17 protein-coding genes are annotated in these 14,636 nt (G+C 47.2%); 11 read left to right on the forward strand and 6 right to left on the reverse strand.

What is annotated here, in order from left to right:
* Positions 1–169: 169 nt before the first annotated feature.
* Positions 170–283, forward strand: coding sequence for a GapA-binding peptide SR1P (locus AXG56_RS19080; RefSeq protein WP_008639088.1), 114 nt, complete (start codon positions 170–172; stop codon positions 281–283).
* Between the two features lie 53 nt (positions 284–336).
* Here the strand turns inward: AXG56_RS19080 and AXG56_RS03635 are convergent, their stop codons facing one another.
* The gene (locus tag AXG56_RS03635; RefSeq protein ID WP_008639089.1) at positions 337–1,806 is read right to left on the reverse strand and encodes an aminotransferase class I/II-fold pyridoxal phosphate-dependent enzyme; all 1,470 of its coding nucleotides are present in this window, start codon (positions 1,804–1,806) and stop codon (positions 337–339) included.
* A 124-nt stretch (positions 1,807–1,930) separates the two neighbouring features.
* Here AXG56_RS03635 and AXG56_RS03640 point away from each other — a divergent pair, with 124 nt between their 5' ends.
* Both AXG56_RS03640 and AXG56_RS03645 read left to right on the forward strand, forming a co-directional pair.
* A complete protein-coding gene (locus tag AXG56_RS03640; protein WP_369815261.1) occupies positions 1,931–2,896 on the forward strand; it encodes an NAD(P)H-dependent flavin oxidoreductase in 966 nt (321 codons plus the stop codon).
* A gap of 17 nt (positions 2,897–2,913) precedes the next feature.
* Positions 2,914–3,186 (forward strand): UPF0223 family protein, encoded by a 273-nt coding sequence (locus AXG56_RS03645; RefSeq protein WP_008639092.1) that lies wholly within the window; start codon positions 2,914–2,916, stop codon positions 3,184–3,186.
* A gap of 60 nt (positions 3,187–3,246) precedes the next feature.
* On the opposite strand, the gene AXG56_RS03650 is transcribed toward AXG56_RS03645, so the two are convergent.
* Complete coding sequence (locus tag AXG56_RS03650; protein WP_008639095.1) at positions 3,247–3,882, reverse strand: YktB family protein; 636 nt, start codon at positions 3,880–3,882, stop codon at positions 3,247–3,249.
* A 181-nt stretch (positions 3,883–4,063) separates the two neighbouring features.
* Between AXG56_RS03650 and AXG56_RS03655 the strand changes: the two genes are divergently transcribed.
* Both AXG56_RS03655 and AXG56_RS03660 read left to right on the forward strand, forming a co-directional pair.
* On the forward strand, positions 4,064–4,252 hold the full coding sequence (locus tag AXG56_RS03655; RefSeq protein ID WP_008639098.1) for a hypothetical protein: 189 nt from the start codon (positions 4,064–4,066) through the stop codon (positions 4,250–4,252).
* 147 nt (positions 4,253–4,399) lie between these two features.
* Positions 4,400–5,206, forward strand: a complete 807-nt coding sequence (locus AXG56_RS03660; RefSeq protein ID WP_008639099.1) for an inositol monophosphatase family protein — start codon at positions 4,400–4,402, stop codon at positions 5,204–5,206.
* A 40-nt stretch (positions 5,207–5,246) separates the two neighbouring features.
* Here the strand turns inward: AXG56_RS03660 and AXG56_RS03665 are convergent, their stop codons facing one another.
* Positions 5,247–5,429, reverse strand: coding sequence for a DUF5325 family protein (locus AXG56_RS03665; protein WP_008639100.1), 183 nt, complete (start codon positions 5,427–5,429; stop codon positions 5,247–5,249).
* Positions 5,430–5,562: 133 nt separating this feature from the next.
* Between AXG56_RS03665 and AXG56_RS03670 the strand changes: the two genes are divergently transcribed.
* On the forward strand, positions 5,563–5,943 hold the full coding sequence (locus AXG56_RS03670; protein WP_008639101.1) for a YlaH-like family protein: 381 nt from the start codon (positions 5,563–5,565) through the stop codon (positions 5,941–5,943).
* A gap of 53 nt (positions 5,944–5,996) precedes the next feature.
* Here the strand turns inward: AXG56_RS03670 and AXG56_RS19085 are convergent, their stop codons facing one another.
* On the reverse strand, positions 5,997–6,200 hold the full coding sequence (locus AXG56_RS19085; protein WP_008639102.1) for a YlaI family protein: 204 nt from the start codon (positions 6,198–6,200) through the stop codon (positions 5,997–5,999).
* A 137-nt stretch (positions 6,201–6,337) separates the two neighbouring features.
* Here AXG56_RS19085 and AXG56_RS03675 point away from each other — a divergent pair, with 137 nt between their 5' ends.
* On the forward strand, positions 6,338–6,622 hold the full coding sequence (locus AXG56_RS03675; RefSeq protein ID WP_008639103.1) for a hypothetical protein: 285 nt from the start codon (positions 6,338–6,340) through the stop codon (positions 6,620–6,622).
* A 28-nt stretch (positions 6,623–6,650) separates the two neighbouring features.
* On the opposite strand, the gene AXG56_RS03680 is transcribed toward AXG56_RS03675, so the two are convergent.
* Both AXG56_RS03680 and AXG56_RS03685 read right to left on the reverse strand, forming a co-directional pair.
* A complete protein-coding gene (locus AXG56_RS03680) occupies positions 6,651–7,229 on the reverse strand; it encodes a YhcN/YlaJ family sporulation lipoprotein (protein ID WP_008639104.1) in 579 nt (192 codons plus the stop codon).
* Between the two features lie 85 nt (positions 7,230–7,314).
* Complete coding sequence (locus tag AXG56_RS03685) at positions 7,315–7,809, reverse strand: hypothetical protein (protein ID WP_008639106.1); 495 nt, start codon at positions 7,807–7,809, stop codon at positions 7,315–7,317.
* A 90-nt stretch (positions 7,810–7,899) separates the two neighbouring features.
* On the opposite strand from AXG56_RS03685, the gene glsA reads away from it, so the two are divergent.
* The 4 genes from glsA to coxB all read left to right on the forward strand — a co-directional run bounded on the left by glsA (position 7,900) and on the right by coxB (position 14,610).
* Positions 7,900–8,829: a glutaminase A gene (gene glsA / locus AXG56_RS03690; RefSeq protein ID WP_008639108.1), complete on the forward strand. Its 930-nt coding sequence runs from the start codon at positions 7,900–7,902 to the stop codon at positions 8,827–8,829.
* A gap of 87 nt (positions 8,830–8,916) precedes the next feature.
* Complete coding sequence (locus AXG56_RS03695) at positions 8,917–9,198, forward strand: YlaN family protein (RefSeq protein ID WP_008639110.1); 282 nt, start codon at positions 8,917–8,919, stop codon at positions 9,196–9,198.
* Positions 9,199–9,403: 205 nt separating this feature from the next.
* The gene (pyc, locus tag AXG56_RS03700; protein WP_026577525.1) at positions 9,404–12,847 is read left to right on the forward strand and encodes a pyruvate carboxylase; all 3,444 of its coding nucleotides are present in this window, start codon (positions 9,404–9,406) and stop codon (positions 12,845–12,847) included.
* A gap of 698 nt (positions 12,848–13,545) precedes the next feature.
* Positions 13,546–14,610, forward strand: coding sequence for a cytochrome c oxidase subunit II (coxB, locus tag AXG56_RS03705; RefSeq protein ID WP_008639116.1), 1,065 nt, complete (start codon positions 13,546–13,548; stop codon positions 14,608–14,610).
* The last annotated feature ends 26 nt before the right edge of the window (positions 14,611–14,636 follow it).

Below are 14,636 nucleotides of genomic sequence, written 5' to 3' on the forward strand. Positions count from 1 at the left end.
ATGGTCTTTTTTTGTCTAAATCTTTTCCGTATCACATATATTGTAGGAAGGAGAAAATTAGTATAACACATTTATTAAAAAGTTATACTTTTGGGCTTGATTTTTCGTTTGTGCCATATTAAAATGAACTTACATTGAAAACGATTACAAATAAAGGGAGTGGATGTAGATGGGTACAATCATTTGTCAAGACTGTCAGAAGGTAATCGAGCATTACGATAATGAGAAGGTGGCTACTCTTTACAGCACATGTCCAACTTGCAATAAACCGAAAGAACAATAGGGGATAAAATAAAAAAGAACCAAGCGCCGGAAAAGGCGGCTTGGTTCTTTTTTTTATTGAAATGCTTTCTGTTCCCTGATAACGTGGATGGTTTCCAACGTGTCATCCTCAGGACCCTGTACAGGGAGACCCGCTTCCATATTCTCGTGAATGTAATCGACGTTCTCTTTGGTAATGATCTCACCAGGGATGAAAATCGGAATGCCTGGAGGGTACACCATAACGAATTCGGCACTGATTCGTCCGACAGCCTCTTTCAAAGGCATGGTCTCCGTTGTGGAGTAAAAAGCTTCCCGCGGCGATATCGCAAGTACAGGTATATCCGGCACCTTCACCTTAGCGTTTGCCACTTCGACGGCAGAGGAACGCTCCTCAGCCAATTGACAGAGGGCGTCGATCAATTTGTCGACATCCTCTTCCCGGTCGCCCGGGGTGATGATACACAAAATATTGTAAAGATCGGAGAGTTCGACTTCGATCGCGTAGTGTTCCCGCAGCCATACTTCCACGTCGTAACCCGACATACCAAGTTTCTTAACGGATATGATCAGCTTCGTAGGATCGTAGTCCACTGTGGCATGACTCGTGAGGATCTCCTCTCCAGGACAGTAAATGGATGGAATATCGTTGAGCCTCGTTCTTGTTTCGTCTGCCAGGCGGAGCGTTTCTTCCATCAGCTTACGTCCGTTGACAGCTAGATGTCTCCGTGCTGTATCTAAGGAAGCGAGCAGGATATAGGAAGTTGATGTCGTATGGAGCATCGAAAGGATCGTCTGAACCCGTTCATGTGATACAAGGCCTTCCCGAAGGTTCAATACGGAGCTTTGCGTAAGCGATCCACCGAGCTTATGGACGCTGGTTGCAGCGAGGTCTGCACCTGCCTGCATCGCAGACAGTGGCAGACGCTCATGGAAGTGGATATGGACCCCGTGTGCTTCATCGACAAGGACGGGAATGTCATACCCGTGAGCGATCTCTACTATCTGCTTCAGATCCGCCGTGACACCGAAATACGTAGGATTAATTACGAGCACACCTTTAGCATCGGGGTGGGCTTCGATGGCTTTCTGCACGGCCTCCGGAGTGACCCCGTGGGATATACCGAAGCGTTCATCCAGTTCCGGGTGTACGAAAATCGGCCGTGCACCGGAAAGGATGACAGCAGTCGTAATGGATTTATGGACATTCCGTGGGACGATGATTTTATCTCCAGGCTGGCACACGCTCATGATCATCGTCATGATCGCACCGGAGGTCCCCTGGACAGAGAAGAATGTATAGTCTGCACCGAACGCTTCTGCTGCAAGGTCCTGTGCCTCTTTAATCATGCCCTGCGGATGATGTAGATCATCCAGAGGTTCAATGTTGATCATATCTATGGACAGCGCATTCTCTCCAATAAATGCCCGGAATTCTTCGTCCATTCCTTTTCCGTTCTTATGACCGGGAATGTGGAACGGTGTCGGTTTTTTATCTCTATGTTTCTTGAGCCCTGTGAACAGGGGCGTCTCGTGTTGGTTCATAGTAAAAGCTACACCTCTTTACAAATAGAAAAGCAAATGAATTATAGCAGAGGAGGGGGATAACTGGCTAGTGTTTTATGTATCCTTTTTTCCAACCATGATAAAATGGGAAGGAAAGGAGCGGATGGATGTGAGATGGTCGACACGTGTTACCGAAATGCTTGGCATTACATATCCGATTATTCAGGGGGGGCTTGCACACCTGGCTTATTCAGAACTTGCATCAGCAGTTTCCGAGGCAGGCGGTCTTGGACAATTGACAGCGATGAGCATGGAAAGTCCGGAGGTATTGAAAGAGGAGATCGGGCGTATGAGGGAGAAGACGGCACGGCCGTTCGGTGTCAACTTCGCTATCGGTCAGCACGGCAGGCCGTACGAAGCGATGGTGCAGGCGGCAATCGATGAAGGCGTCCCAGTCGTATCGGTCACAGGGGGTAATCCTAAGCCTGTCCTTGAAATGGTTCAAAAACATGGGGTGAAGACCCTTGTGCTTGTGGCGTCCCGCAGGCAGGCGGTCAAAGCAGAACAGCTGGGCGCCGACGCGGTGATGGTGGTGGGTCAGGAAGGGGGAGGGCATCTTGGGCGTGATGACGTCGGAACGATGGTCCTGACCCCGCAGGTGGTGGACTCTGTCAAGATCCCGGTTATTGCATCAGGCGGGATCGGCGACGGACGTGGATTAATGGCCGCTCTTTCCCTTGGTGCAGAAGGCATAGAAATGGGGACGCGCTTCATCGCAACAAAAGAATGCACCCTCGCCCATACTTCTTATCAGCAGGCGCTTGTGGAGGCTGACGAAACGTCAACGACCATTGTTAAACGAAGTCTTCAAGCACCTGCGAGGGCATTGAAAAATGAGTGGACAGCACGTATTCTGGAATTGGAGGCAGAAGGAGCGGGGTATGACGGTTTGAAGACGTTCATCGGGAACGAAGCGAACCGCGCTTTTATTCATGAAGGAAAAGAAAGTGCAGGATTCGGCTGGGCGGGTCAGGTGGCCGGCCGAATCAGCGATGTACCGACAGTCGAAGAACTTTTTGACCGCATGCTTAAGGAAGCGGCTGATATCCGTACCCGCTTCTGTCCGTAAATAAGGAGGATTGTTTTATGAGTTATACGTATCCAATCGATGAAGTTCACTGGTCCAAGGAGGAAATCATCGATGTTGTCAATTTTTACAGTTTAGTTGAGAAAGCATACGAGAACGGGGTGAAGCAGGAGGAATTGCTCCTTGCTTATACGAGATTCAAACAGATCGTCCCTTCGAAAAGTGAAGAGAAGACGCTTTGCGGCAAATTTGAGAAAGAATCCGGCTATTCCTGTTACCGGACGGTGAAGGAAGCGCGTTCCAAGCATCCGGAAGATAAAGTGAAGATGTAAAGGAAAGGGCGCCCCAATGGGGCGCCCTTTCCTTATTTCTATAACTGCTCATTGAATTCTTCAGGCCAACTGTTTCGTTGCCTGGTAGAGTGGTTCAAGCGTTTGGAACGTCTCTCTGCACAATTCGAGGAAAGCTTCCCCGTCCTTCAAGCGCAAGTCCCCCCGTTCCAAATGACGGCCGCAGAGAATCTCCGCTTTCTTCACAGACTGAAGCCGCTCTGTCATGCTTAAGAACTTCTCCTCATCGACCTCGCTGTGAGGGATGGCATCCGGTTTCGTATGATCGATCGACCATACGAAATCATCCGGTATTTCCTTTAAGATAGCTGCTTTACTATGCTCGAGCTTTCTTCCGAAGTCCTCTTTAATCGGGCTCTCGTAGATGACGGCGAACCAGATGAACACGTGGGTTTCCCACAAGCCGATTTGAAAATGCGGCAGTTTTTTATAGCCGCGTTTGTTGGATGCAAGGGCTGCCCACGTATCGTTCGGCGGGTTCGTTTTCCGGCGGGCATGCTTCGCAACGTGAACGAACATCTCGTCACCAGTCATAGCAGTCACATCAGGGGCAAGGTCTGTAGCAATCGCTTCCAGTTTCGGGGAAATCCTGCCCCGCAATGCCTCCATTCTATTTTCAAGTCCTGGAATGGAAAAGACGTCGAAATCTTCCTGGGTGAATCCGTGGAACGTACTCATTCTATTAACACCTCCGGTTAGTTCGGTCTTATTTTACCACAACACATCCGCTTTACTAAGCGATGTGTTCGTCTGGTTTGAACGTTGTAAAAATGGGTTACATATAAGTAATCTAACTGAAACTTCTGTCGCAAATGTCACATATATATATAGTAAGGATTTGAAAGGGAGGGGTTTGGCAATGAAACATGTCATGGAAGCGTTGCGTAAGCGAGAAGCAGAAGAGAAGCTCCCGGTGATCCGTATGGAAATTGATTACGAACTGGTCTCCTTACATGATGCGATTCTTGCGGGAGATCAAGAGCAGATGAAGAAGACGAAAAAACGTCTCTCTGAACTTCGTAGACAACTGATTGAATGGTCCATATAGACCGAGCGGCGATTTCCGTTGCTCGCTTTTTTTTGTTTGGAAGGAGGACAAGGACTCCCGGCGGCATTAGGGGAGAGCCTATTTGATGCATTTCCTGTCAAATTTTGATAGGATGGAGGGTGACACTTAGAGAAGGGGTACGATGATATGGATCAACAGATGAAGAATAAGATTTATGATCATGCGAAGGCATGGATCTATGAAGCAGGCGAAAACATCCGGGCTGGAATCGATTCACCTAGATCCATCGAAACGAAATCAAACCCGAATGACCTGGTAACCGAAATGGACCAACAGACGGAGAAATTTTTTGCGGAGAAAATAAAAGAAACCTATCCGGACCACCTGCTTTTCGGAGAAGAAGGCTTCGGAGATGATATCAAAGATTTGTCCGGAACGGTATGGATCGTCGACCCGATTGACGGTACGATGAATTTCGTTCACCAGAAAAGGAATTTTGCTATTTCCATCGGAATCTATTCAGAAGGTACCGGTGAAATAGGCTTGATCTATAACGTGATGGAAGATACTTTGTATGCAGCAAAGCGTGGGGAAGGGTCGTATAAGAACGAAACCCGTCTCCCACAATTGAGCGGGGAACGACCATTAAACCAGTCGATCCTGGCCTTAAATACGACGTGGCTCCTACCTGAGAATCCCTACGTGGAACATAAAGGGATGGAGAACCTTGTTAAGAAATTGCGGAGCACAAGGTCTTACGGCTCTGCTGCTTTGGAATTCGCATTCATGGCGGAGGGAATTATGGACGGTTATTTGACGATGTCTCTTATGCCTTGGGATTACGCTGCCGGTGCCATCCTCGTTAATGAAGTGGGAGGGACCGTAACGAAAGCGGACGGGTCACCTCTTGATTTGTTAAATAAAACGACTGTCCTTGCATCAAGAGCGAACATTCATGAAGAAATTCTTGAAGGATATGTCCTTTTGAAATAAAAGTAAAAAGAGCGGCCTCGGATTCGAGACCGCTCTTTTTTTATGCGTGTTCCTGCTGTAGTTTACGTTTTCTTCGCAGGCCGACGCTCATGATCGCGAAGCCGAGCAGGAAAAAGGCACCCGCAAGCCAGAAGACCTGCTGGCCTAAGGCAAACCCGACAGCGACAAAGGACAAGATGACAAGCAGGGCTAAAAAGCCGTTGCTCCATTGAAAATTCTTCACAAAGACTCACCTCAATTCCTCTCTATTATATAGGATTTGTCTAAATAATGAAAATGCTGTCATGGGTAGCTTATCCTGGATAAATTTAGTATGATGGGAAAGTAAGGAGCCGAACTAGTGGAGGAGGGACTTCATGAGGGACATGTCTACATTACCGGTCCCCGCCGATCTGTGGCCGGTAGCGGATTTCTTCTTCCGGGGGCTGGGAAGTGAAGTCAATTTGAATGATGAAACAGAAGTGGGAATGTTGTTTCGTTCGTTTTTATTATTATATTTGACCGTCGTGTTGCTGGCGATCGCGACTTTCAAGCTTGGATTCGCAAGAAAACTGCCTGTATTGAAGACGATTGTCGTATACGGGGTGCTCGTCATCGGTACCTTCATACTGACTCTTCTGTTAGGGTTGAACTTGCCGATTCCGGAAAGTCTGATGGTGGCAGCCCTTATTCTCGGTGTTTACCGTGTTCGTCTTCACAGGGAACGCAGGGAAAGAGCCGGGAGAGAGCCGTCCTGATATGGAAAGAGCCCGGGTGCAGACACCCGGGCTCTACGGTTCTATAGTTTACTTCAGCTTAAATGCTTCTCTTTCTTTCTCTCCTTTTGAAAGCGGAAAGAACCGGAAGCGAGCCGTTTTTTCGTGTTTTTTTCAATGCGATCGTGGCATGATTGACACATGTACGTGTGAATCCGCCTGTTTCTCAATCGCTTCGCCTGTAAACAATAACTGTCGATTTTTTCAATCTTGTCGCATATCACGCATTGTACACGCATCTATTTCACCTCTATCTTTCAAAACGATTACATATAGTTTAACATATGATGGCAATTTAAAATAGATGCAGATTCCACGTTTGATTGGACAGGTGGTTGGGAAATGTAAGAAAAGAAGTCAAGGAAAGGGTGGTTGGATGAAGAAACGTTGGATTTTTACCGCAGTTGGAGCAGTAGCAGGAGGAACACTTGCTTATTTCCTGAAAGATGAGGATAACCGCAAGCAGGTAAAAGACAAGGCAAAATCCATTCAAGGTACGTTCACCTCCAAGGATGATATGCCGATTGAGGAAGCCGGTAAGCCGGAAGTCTCTCATTTGGAAAATGCGGACATGGTGTCCGAAGGCTCTCAGTTCGGTGTTCAATACTACAACGAACTAACAGAGAAGGAAAGAGAGATCCTGGAAAGAAGTAACAGCTAAATCCTTTACGGATTTAGCTGTTTTTCTGTTAATGATCCTTCGACTGTTTCTTTTGGACATCTTCCAGATTCTCTTTTTTATCTTTTGGTATCGTTTCTTCGTTTGTATTTGTTTGCGGTTTTTCGTTAATCGGACCTTCGGGCATGTACCTGGCGACAATCTGGCTCAGTTCATCCGTCACACCTTCGACCGGATGTCCTTCAGCAATCTTTCTGCCAAGTCCTCGAAGGCGTTCGACCCCGTCTGCATCGGCAATGACGGCTGCCTGCTTGCCGTACGGATCATGCTTGAGCGCTTCAGCGACGGAATATTTAATGACCCCGACGCGGGAGCGGTCCAAATCCTTGTCCACATCAATGCCGACGGCTACATAGTTACCAAGTACGATCGCTGTCGCATCATGGACGTCAGGAACCTCTACGGCAATTTTCGCCAAATGCCGGGCTGCCTGCTGGCTCGTTAAGTTCTTTCTTTCCACCGGATCCGAGTCCGTCACATATTTCAGTTCCGTCTCACCCTGTCGTTCCTGAAGCAGCGACTCTTCACCGGATTGCTGTTGACAGGCGGCTGTAAACAGCAGCGCAGTTGTCAATAGAAGTTTTTTCACTGGAAACACCACTTTTTTTATTTATAGCCTGTGATTTATGGTGGATAATATGCAAAAAGGACAGCTGTATCAGCTGTCCAATTGTTTACTTCAATTCAATTTTTTTGATGCCTTTGATCGGTTCGGATCGATTGGAACCATCCTGGAAATACAGATGGACCGGCCCTTCTTCTTGGAGCGGCTTTCCATTCTCTGCGAACAGCAGGTAGGCGTGCTTCAGAACATCGGCATCGACGACGTGTTCTCCTGAAGCCGTATGTAAAGCGGCCTGTGTGACTTCTTTTTCCGGCTCACTCGTCTCGAGGAACGGCTGGATCGGCATAAGGAACGTACCGGTCAATATCCGCTGTTTCTCATATCGGTTCAAGCTCTTGTTCACCGGTGGGTTAATTTTCTGTTGGTAAACTTCTCTGTCAAAGCGTAGGGACTTGCGTTTGAGTTCGTCTTCTTCTTCCGATTGTGCCCGTACTTCATCCGGTTCGAATATTTCGTCGAACGTCATCTTCCGATCATCGAAGATCCATACGGTAGGATCCAGAGTGATCGGGAATTTTACATTTCCTGCTATTTGGACAATCATGGCGAAGCCACCTTTCGAATAGTAAAAAAATTCATGCATAAAAAGCATAGCAAAAAATGAATTCGATTTCATTACAGGGAGGTCCTTTCATTGAAAAAAGATATTACCGAACAGGAATTATCCGGATGGCTGGATAATGTCCGGCCCTATGCCTATGACGGACAAGTAGCCAACTATATCCCAGCCTTATCACGCCAGGACCCCGAAGATCTGGCAGTTGCCATCCATTATGTAAATGGAGAATCGGTGGAAGCAGGTAAAACAGAGGTCCGGTTCACTTTGCAGAGTATTTCCAAAGTGATTGCACTTGCGCTTGCATTGATGGATAACGGGGAATCCTACGTTTTTGACCGTGTCGGAATGGAACCGACGGGGGATCCATTCCACTCGATCTACCGTTTGGAGCAAATACCTTCTAAACCGCTTAACCCAATGATTAATGCAGGAGCGCTTGCGGTTACAAATATGATTCACGGAGACACACCGGATGAGAAAGTGGGGAGGCTGCTCAGTTTCATGCATGAACTGACGGATGATCACTCCATTACGTACAATGAGGAAGTTGCCGGCTCTGAATTTGAAACAGCCTTTCTCAACCGATCCCTCCTTTTCTATATGAAGCAGCATAGAATTGTCACGGGAAGTGTGGAAGAGACACTCGATGCATACACGAAGCAGTGTGCGATAGAGGTCAATGTCTGCCAGCTGGCAAGAATCGGTGCCCTCCTTGCAAACGGCGGGGTGGATATTCAATCCGGAAGGCGGATTATTCCGAAACACCTGGCCAGAATATGTAAAACATTTATGGTTACGTGTGGGATGTACGATGCTTCGGGTTCCTTTGCGATTAAAGTGGGCATCCCTGCGAAGAGTGGTGTTTCCGGATCGGTGCTTGCTTCCTTAAATCATTTTGGAGGGATAGCGGTTTACGGACCAAGCCTTGATGAGAAGGGAAACAGCGTCGTCGGGCTGAAGCTGCTGGAGATCCTCTCCAACCGTTATGACCTGTCCATTTTTTGACGATGCCAAGCGATTCCAATGTTGCATTTTTTGCGTGTAAACGATAAGATGTTAAAAAGAAAGACATGTATTCGGGAGGGGATTTTGATGTTGTCTGATGTGGCTGTGGATCATCGTGAGAAAGCCTATGCCCTTCTTAAAGCTGATGCTGATAAAATTCTACAGTTGATTAAAGTACAGATGGACAATCTGACAATGCCTCAGTGTCCACTTTATGAAGAGGTTTTAGATACACAGATGTTCGGTTTATCCAGGGAAATCCACTTTGCGGTCCGGCTGAACCTGATTAGTGATGAAGAGGGAAAACAGCTGTTGGATAATTTGGAAAAACAATTGAATGTACTGCACGAGGCTTCTCAAAAGTCTTGATTATCAACTCAAATTACGACAATACTTGTTGTAGTTTGAGTTTTTTAGTTTTTAAAAAACAGCGCACAGATAACTGCCATCCATTGGAAAAGTCAAAAAAGCAGGAAAAATAGGTTCCTATGTAGTAAAAGTAACAGAAAGATCATCCATTGCAGATTACATCTAGAAACAGACATAGTAAATGATAGAAATGGAGAGTGGGACTATGGCACAAGTGAAAAAAATCAACAAAGTTCTTGTAGCGAACCGTGGGGAGATCGCGATTCGTGTATTCCGCGCGTGTACGGAACTGAATATCCGTACGGTCGCCGTCTATTCTCAGGAGGATACAGGCTCCTATCATCGGTATAAGGCGGATGAAGCCTATCTTGTCGGGGCAGGTAAGAAGCCTATTGATGCTTACCTGGACATTGAAGGAATCATCGAAATCGCGAAAAGTGTTGGAGTAGATGCCATCCACCCGGGCTATGGCTTTCTATCAGAGAACATTCAATTTGCCCGTCGATGTGAAGAAGAGGGAATTACGTTCATCGGCCCGACCAGCCAACATTTGAGCATGTTCGGGGATAAGGTGAAAGCCCGTTACCAGGCGGTTCAAGCGGATATTCCCGTCATTCCCGGGAGCGATGGTCCTGTAAGCGGTTTGGATGAGATACGAGCCTTTGGTGACAAACACGGCTATCCGTTAATGATCAAGGCATCCATGGGCGGCGGCGGCCGGGGCATGCGGGTCGTCCGCAGTAGAGAGACCCTGGAAGATTCTTATGACCGTGCCCGCTCGGAAGCGAAGGCTGCCTTCGGAAGTGATGAAGTATATGTAGAGAAGCTGATTGAAGAGCCGAAGCACATCGAAGTGCAGATCATGGGGGATCATGAAGGCAACGTCATCCACTTATACGAGCGTGATTGCTCTGTCCAGCGCCGTCACCAGAAGGTGGTGGAAGTGGCTCCGAGTGTTAATCTTTCAGATGATCTCCGGGAGCGGATTTGTGCTGCAGCGGTTAAATTAATGGACAATGTCCAATATGTCAATGCTGGAACAGTTGAGTTCCTTGTTACCGGCGATGACTTTTATTTTATAGAAGTAAACCCTCGTGTTCAGGTAGAGCATACGATCACAGAAATGATTACAGGTGTGGATATCGTCCAGACCCAAATTCTTTTAGCGGAAGGGTACGGACTACATAGTGACCGGGTCAGCATTCCTCATCAGGATGAAATCAAACCGCACGGTTACGCGATCCAGTCCCGTGTTACGACAGAGGATCCGTTAAACAACTTCATGCCGGATACAGGGAAGATCATGGCTTACCGGTCCGGAGGAGGTTTCGGGGTTCGTCTCGATGCAGGGAATGCGTTTCATGGTTCCGTCATTTCCCCTTACTATGATTCCCTGCTTGTGAAGTTGTCCACATGGGCACTGAGCTTCGATCAGGCAGCGAATAAGATGGTCCGTAATTTGAAAGAGTTCCGGATCCGCGGTATTAAAACGAATATTCCTTTTCTTGAGAATGTCGTTCAGCACAAGCAGTTCCTGTCAGGCGAATATGATACCACCTTCATCGACCGTTCACCGGAACTATTTGTATTTCCTAAGCGGAAAGACCGTGGTACGAAGATGCTTTCCTATATTGCCGATCGGACGATCAACGGTTTTGAAGGGTACGGCAACCGGAAGAAACCTCCATTTCAGAAGCCCAGGGTTCCCGAAGTCAAATACTCCGAACCTGTGCCGGAGGGATCAAAGCAAATTCTTGATGAACGCGGCCCGGAAGGACTTGCTGAATGGCTGAAGGAACGGAAGGATGTGCTCCTCACCGATACGACGTTCCGTGATGCTCACCAGTCGCTCCTTGCCACAAGAGTAAGAACGAAAGACCTTGAAAACATCGCAGAGCCTACTGCACGCCTGCTTCCAGATTTATTCTCCTTGGAGATGTGGGGAGGAGCCACCTTTGATGTATCTTATCGATTCCTCAAAGAAGACCCTTGGGAGCGTCTATTAAAGCTGCGTCAAAAAGCACCGAACGTATTGTTCCAAATGCTCCTTCGTTCATCCAACGCGGTCGGATACAAAAATTATCCGGACAACCTCATCCGTGAGTTCGTGGAGAAAAGTGCAAATGCCGGAATCGATGTATTCCGTATTTTCGACTCTTTGAACTGGGTGGAAGGAATGAAGCTGACCATAGATGCGGTTCGTGAAAGCGGCAAAGTAGCAGAAGCAGCCATCTGTTACACAGGAGACATTCTCGACGAAAGCCGTCCGAAGTACGATCTGAATTACTATAAGCGGATTGCCAAGGAATTGGAAGAGGCTGGTGCCCACATTTTAGGAATCAAGGATATGGCAGGGCTGCTTAAGCCGGAAGCCGCTTATCAATTGATCACAGCTCTCAAAGAGACGGTGGATATTCCGATCCATCTTCACACGCATGACACGAGCGGAAACGGCTTATTTACCTATGCCAGAGCGGTAGAAGCGGGTGTTGATGTAGTAGACGTTGCCGCAGGATCGATGGCCGGATTAACGTCACAACCGAGTGCGAACAGCCTTTATTATGCTTTGGAAGGCAGCGAAAGGAAGCCTGATGTCAACATCAAAGCTTATGAAGAGCTCGGGAAGTACTGGGAAGATATCAGAAAGTATTACCAGGATTTTGAAAGCGGTATGATGGCTCCACATACAGAAGTTTATGAGCATGAGATGCCAGGGGGGCAGTACAGCAACCTGCAGCAGCAGGCGAAAGCCGTCGGGCTTGGGAACAGATGGGAAGAAGTGAAGACGATGTACCGTCGTGTAAACGACATGTTCGGTGATATCGTCAAGGTAACACCGTCATCCAAAGTGGTCGGAGACATGGCCCTTTACATGGTTCAAAATGACTTAAACGAGGATGACGTATATGACAAAGGGGACACGCTTGACTTTCCGGACAGCGTGGTAGAGTTGTTCCAAGGCTATCTTGGACAGCCGTACGGTGGATTTCCGCAGGAGCTCCAGCGTATTATTCTTAAAGGGCGGGAACCGATTACCGTACGCCCGGGAGAATTGCTGGAGCCGGTAGATTTCACGGATCTGAAAGAAACGCTGTTCCATAAACTCGACCGTCCGGTGACCAGCTTCGATATGATCAGCTATGCACTTTATCCGAAAGTGTTCATGGATTATCATGGATTCACGGAACAGTACGGAGACATGTCTGTACTTGATACGCCGACATTCTTCTACGGAATGCGCCTCGGAGAGGAAATCGAAGTAGAGATCGAACAGGGAAAAACATTGATCGTCAAGCTCGTTTCTGTCGGAGAACCCCAGATCGACGGAACCCGCGTTATCTATTTTGAGCTGAACGGTCAGCCGCGTGAAGTCGTTGTACGTGATGAGAATGTGAAGGCGGCTGTTGATGAGCGTCCGAGAGCCGATAAATCAAATAATAAACATATAGGAGCGAGTATGCCTGGTACAGTCGTCAAAGTCCTTTCCAGCAAAGGAGAAGATGTAAAGAAGGGGGATCATCTGATGATCACCGAGGCCATGAAGATGGAAACGACGGTTCAAGCTCCATTCGACGGGAAAATCAAAGATGTTTATGTATCCAATAACGATGCGATTCATGTAGGAGATCTCCTCATCGAATTTGAATAAGATAAATACGTGTCCCTAAGGGGGCGCGTATTTTTTTGATGGCAGAGGCTGCTTTATAGATCTACGATTATTTCTTGGTCATCTTGGATAGGATGGTAGGTGGAGATCCTCTTCGCGGTACTGGGAAGCTTCGGATTCGAAGCTTATGAGTGCCTCATTGAAAAATTCACAAATTCGTCACAAAATAATAAAATTCCTCTGTTTAAATAGATACGATAGCGATTACATGATACAATTTATTTGATGTTTCCTGTCATTAAATTACTTTTCTAGCAAGAAACAGTTTCTTTTTTACATGCTTGTTAACATTGGTGGAAGCAGTAAGAATTTATCTTTATTCCATCCGGTTCAAGAAGCATGACCGACCTTAATCTGTCATCCTTTAGACTTTTTTATTTTTCAACTTGCGGAACCGCTTTCGTGAGTGATTCTCCATGATACCTTCACCGATTCTTCCAAATTTCATCCGACAGGAAGTGGAAGATGACAGAGCTTTGTTCACACCTATTTGCATACGATTGTTGGAAAGAGGCACGATATCACTAGTCCTGCATGAAAGATTTACCTCTGCTGTTGAAGAATACCTACATAAGGCTTTGAACTAAGCCGGTTACCGGGTTTTCGTTTTTATGGCCGGTCCTTATGGATCGGGCTTTAAAATATAATTTGTCACTATAAGAGAAAGAGAGGTATTGCGCATGAGAGGTTGGACGAATAAGTTCCGTTCTTTCCTTTTACTCGGTTTTCTTACCGCGTTCCTTTCCGGATGTGGAGAAGAGAACCTTAGTGCCTTGAAACCGAAGGGGTATGGAGCGGAATTATTATTGGATCTTATGTTGATCAGTATTGCGATCATGATCTTTGTTTTTGTGATCGTTATGGCCATTTACGCCTTCGTTCTTATCCGTTTCAGGGAAAAGAAAGGACAGGAACACGTCATTCCGAAACAGACGGAAGGCAACAAGGCGCTGGAAGTGATCTGGACAGTCATTCCAATCATCCTTCTGCTTGTCCTGGCCATTCCTACCGTACAAGCGACTTTCGATCTTGCTGATCAATCCACTCAAGGGGATGAAGGGGTTGTGACGATCGAAGTCACCGGGAACCAATATTGGTGGCATTTCAATTACCCGGATCAGGAAATTGCCGTCAGTCAGGAGCTCTACATCCCGACAGGCGAGCGTGTCTACTTAAATATGAAATCCAGTGATGTCATCCACTCCTTCTGGCTTCCTTCCATCGCTGGAAAGATGGATACGAATCCAGGAGAGAATATGAACACCATGTACTTAGAAGCTAATGAAGAAGGGGTCTACTGGGGACACTGTGCCGAGCTTTGCGGCCCTTCCCACTCTTTGATGGATTTCCGCGTGGTGGCGGTCAGTCCGGATGAGTACGATCAGTGGGTGGAAGACATGCAGAATATTGATCCGGAAGCCGCTCCAGAGACGACATCCGCTCAGGATGGTCAGAAACTTTTCAATGATAACTGTATGAGCTGTCACGCTATCGGTGGAGCGTCTGCCGGTGTGGGGCCGAATCTGGCTAACTTCGGTAATCGGGAGAAGATTGCCGGTATATTAGAGCCTTCCAAGGAGAACCTCGTCGACTGGATCGTACAGCCGGATGAAGTGAAGCCTGGAAACCAGATGCCGTCCGAGCTTGTTACAGAAGATGAGGCAGCTGATATTGCCGATTACTTATTACAATTGCAGCACTCTGACGTGGGCAGTGATGTTCCGACACAGAGTGAGGACGAGTGATTCAATAATTGATAGAGGTTGAAAAG

This window comes from Halobacillus sp. KGW1, assembly GCF_001592845.1.
Lineage (GTDB): Bacteria > Bacillota > Bacilli > Bacillales > Halobacillaceae > Halobacillus.

Excerpts from the sequence above, each read along its gene's own strand:
- AXG56_RS19080 (WP_008639088.1), top strand. The coding sequence starts at position 170 with ATGGGTACAATCATTTGTCAAGACTGTCAGAAGGTAATCGAGCATTAC.
- AXG56_RS03635 (WP_008639089.1), bottom strand. The coding sequence starts at position 1,806 with ATGAACCAACACGAGACGCCCCTGTTCACAGGGCTCAAGAAACATAGA.
- AXG56_RS03640 (WP_369815261.1), top strand. The coding sequence starts at position 1,931 with ATGGATGTGAGATGGTCGACACGTGTTACCGAAATGCTTGGCATTACA.
- AXG56_RS03645 (WP_008639092.1), top strand. The coding sequence starts at position 2,914 with ATGAGTTATACGTATCCAATCGATGAAGTTCACTGGTCCAAGGAGGAA.
- AXG56_RS03650 (WP_008639095.1), bottom strand. The coding sequence starts at position 3,882 with ATGAGTACGTTCCACGGATTCACCCAGGAAGATTTCGACGTCTTTTCC.
- AXG56_RS03655 (WP_008639098.1), top strand. The coding sequence starts at position 4,064 with ATGAAACATGTCATGGAAGCGTTGCGTAAGCGAGAAGCAGAAGAGAAG.
- AXG56_RS03660 (WP_008639099.1), top strand. The coding sequence starts at position 4,400 with ATGGATCAACAGATGAAGAATAAGATTTATGATCATGCGAAGGCATGG.
- AXG56_RS03670 (WP_008639101.1), top strand. The coding sequence starts at position 5,563 with ATGAGGGACATGTCTACATTACCGGTCCCCGCCGATCTGTGGCCGGTA.
- AXG56_RS19085 (WP_008639102.1), bottom strand. The coding sequence starts at position 6,200 with ATGCGTGTACAATGCGTGATATGCGACAAGATTGAAAAAATCGACAGT.
- AXG56_RS03675 (WP_008639103.1), top strand. The coding sequence starts at position 6,338 with ATGAAGAAACGTTGGATTTTTACCGCAGTTGGAGCAGTAGCAGGAGGA.
- AXG56_RS03685 (WP_008639106.1), bottom strand. The coding sequence starts at position 7,809 with ATGATTGTCCAAATAGCAGGAAATGTAAAATTCCCGATCACTCTGGAT.
- AXG56_RS03695 (WP_008639110.1), top strand. The coding sequence starts at position 8,917 with ATGTTGTCTGATGTGGCTGTGGATCATCGTGAGAAAGCCTATGCCCTT.
- pyc (WP_026577525.1), top strand. The coding sequence starts at position 9,404 with ATGGCACAAGTGAAAAAAATCAACAAAGTTCTTGTAGCGAACCGTGGG.
- coxB (WP_008639116.1), top strand. The coding sequence starts at position 13,546 with ATGAGAGGTTGGACGAATAAGTTCCGTTCTTTCCTTTTACTCGGTTTT.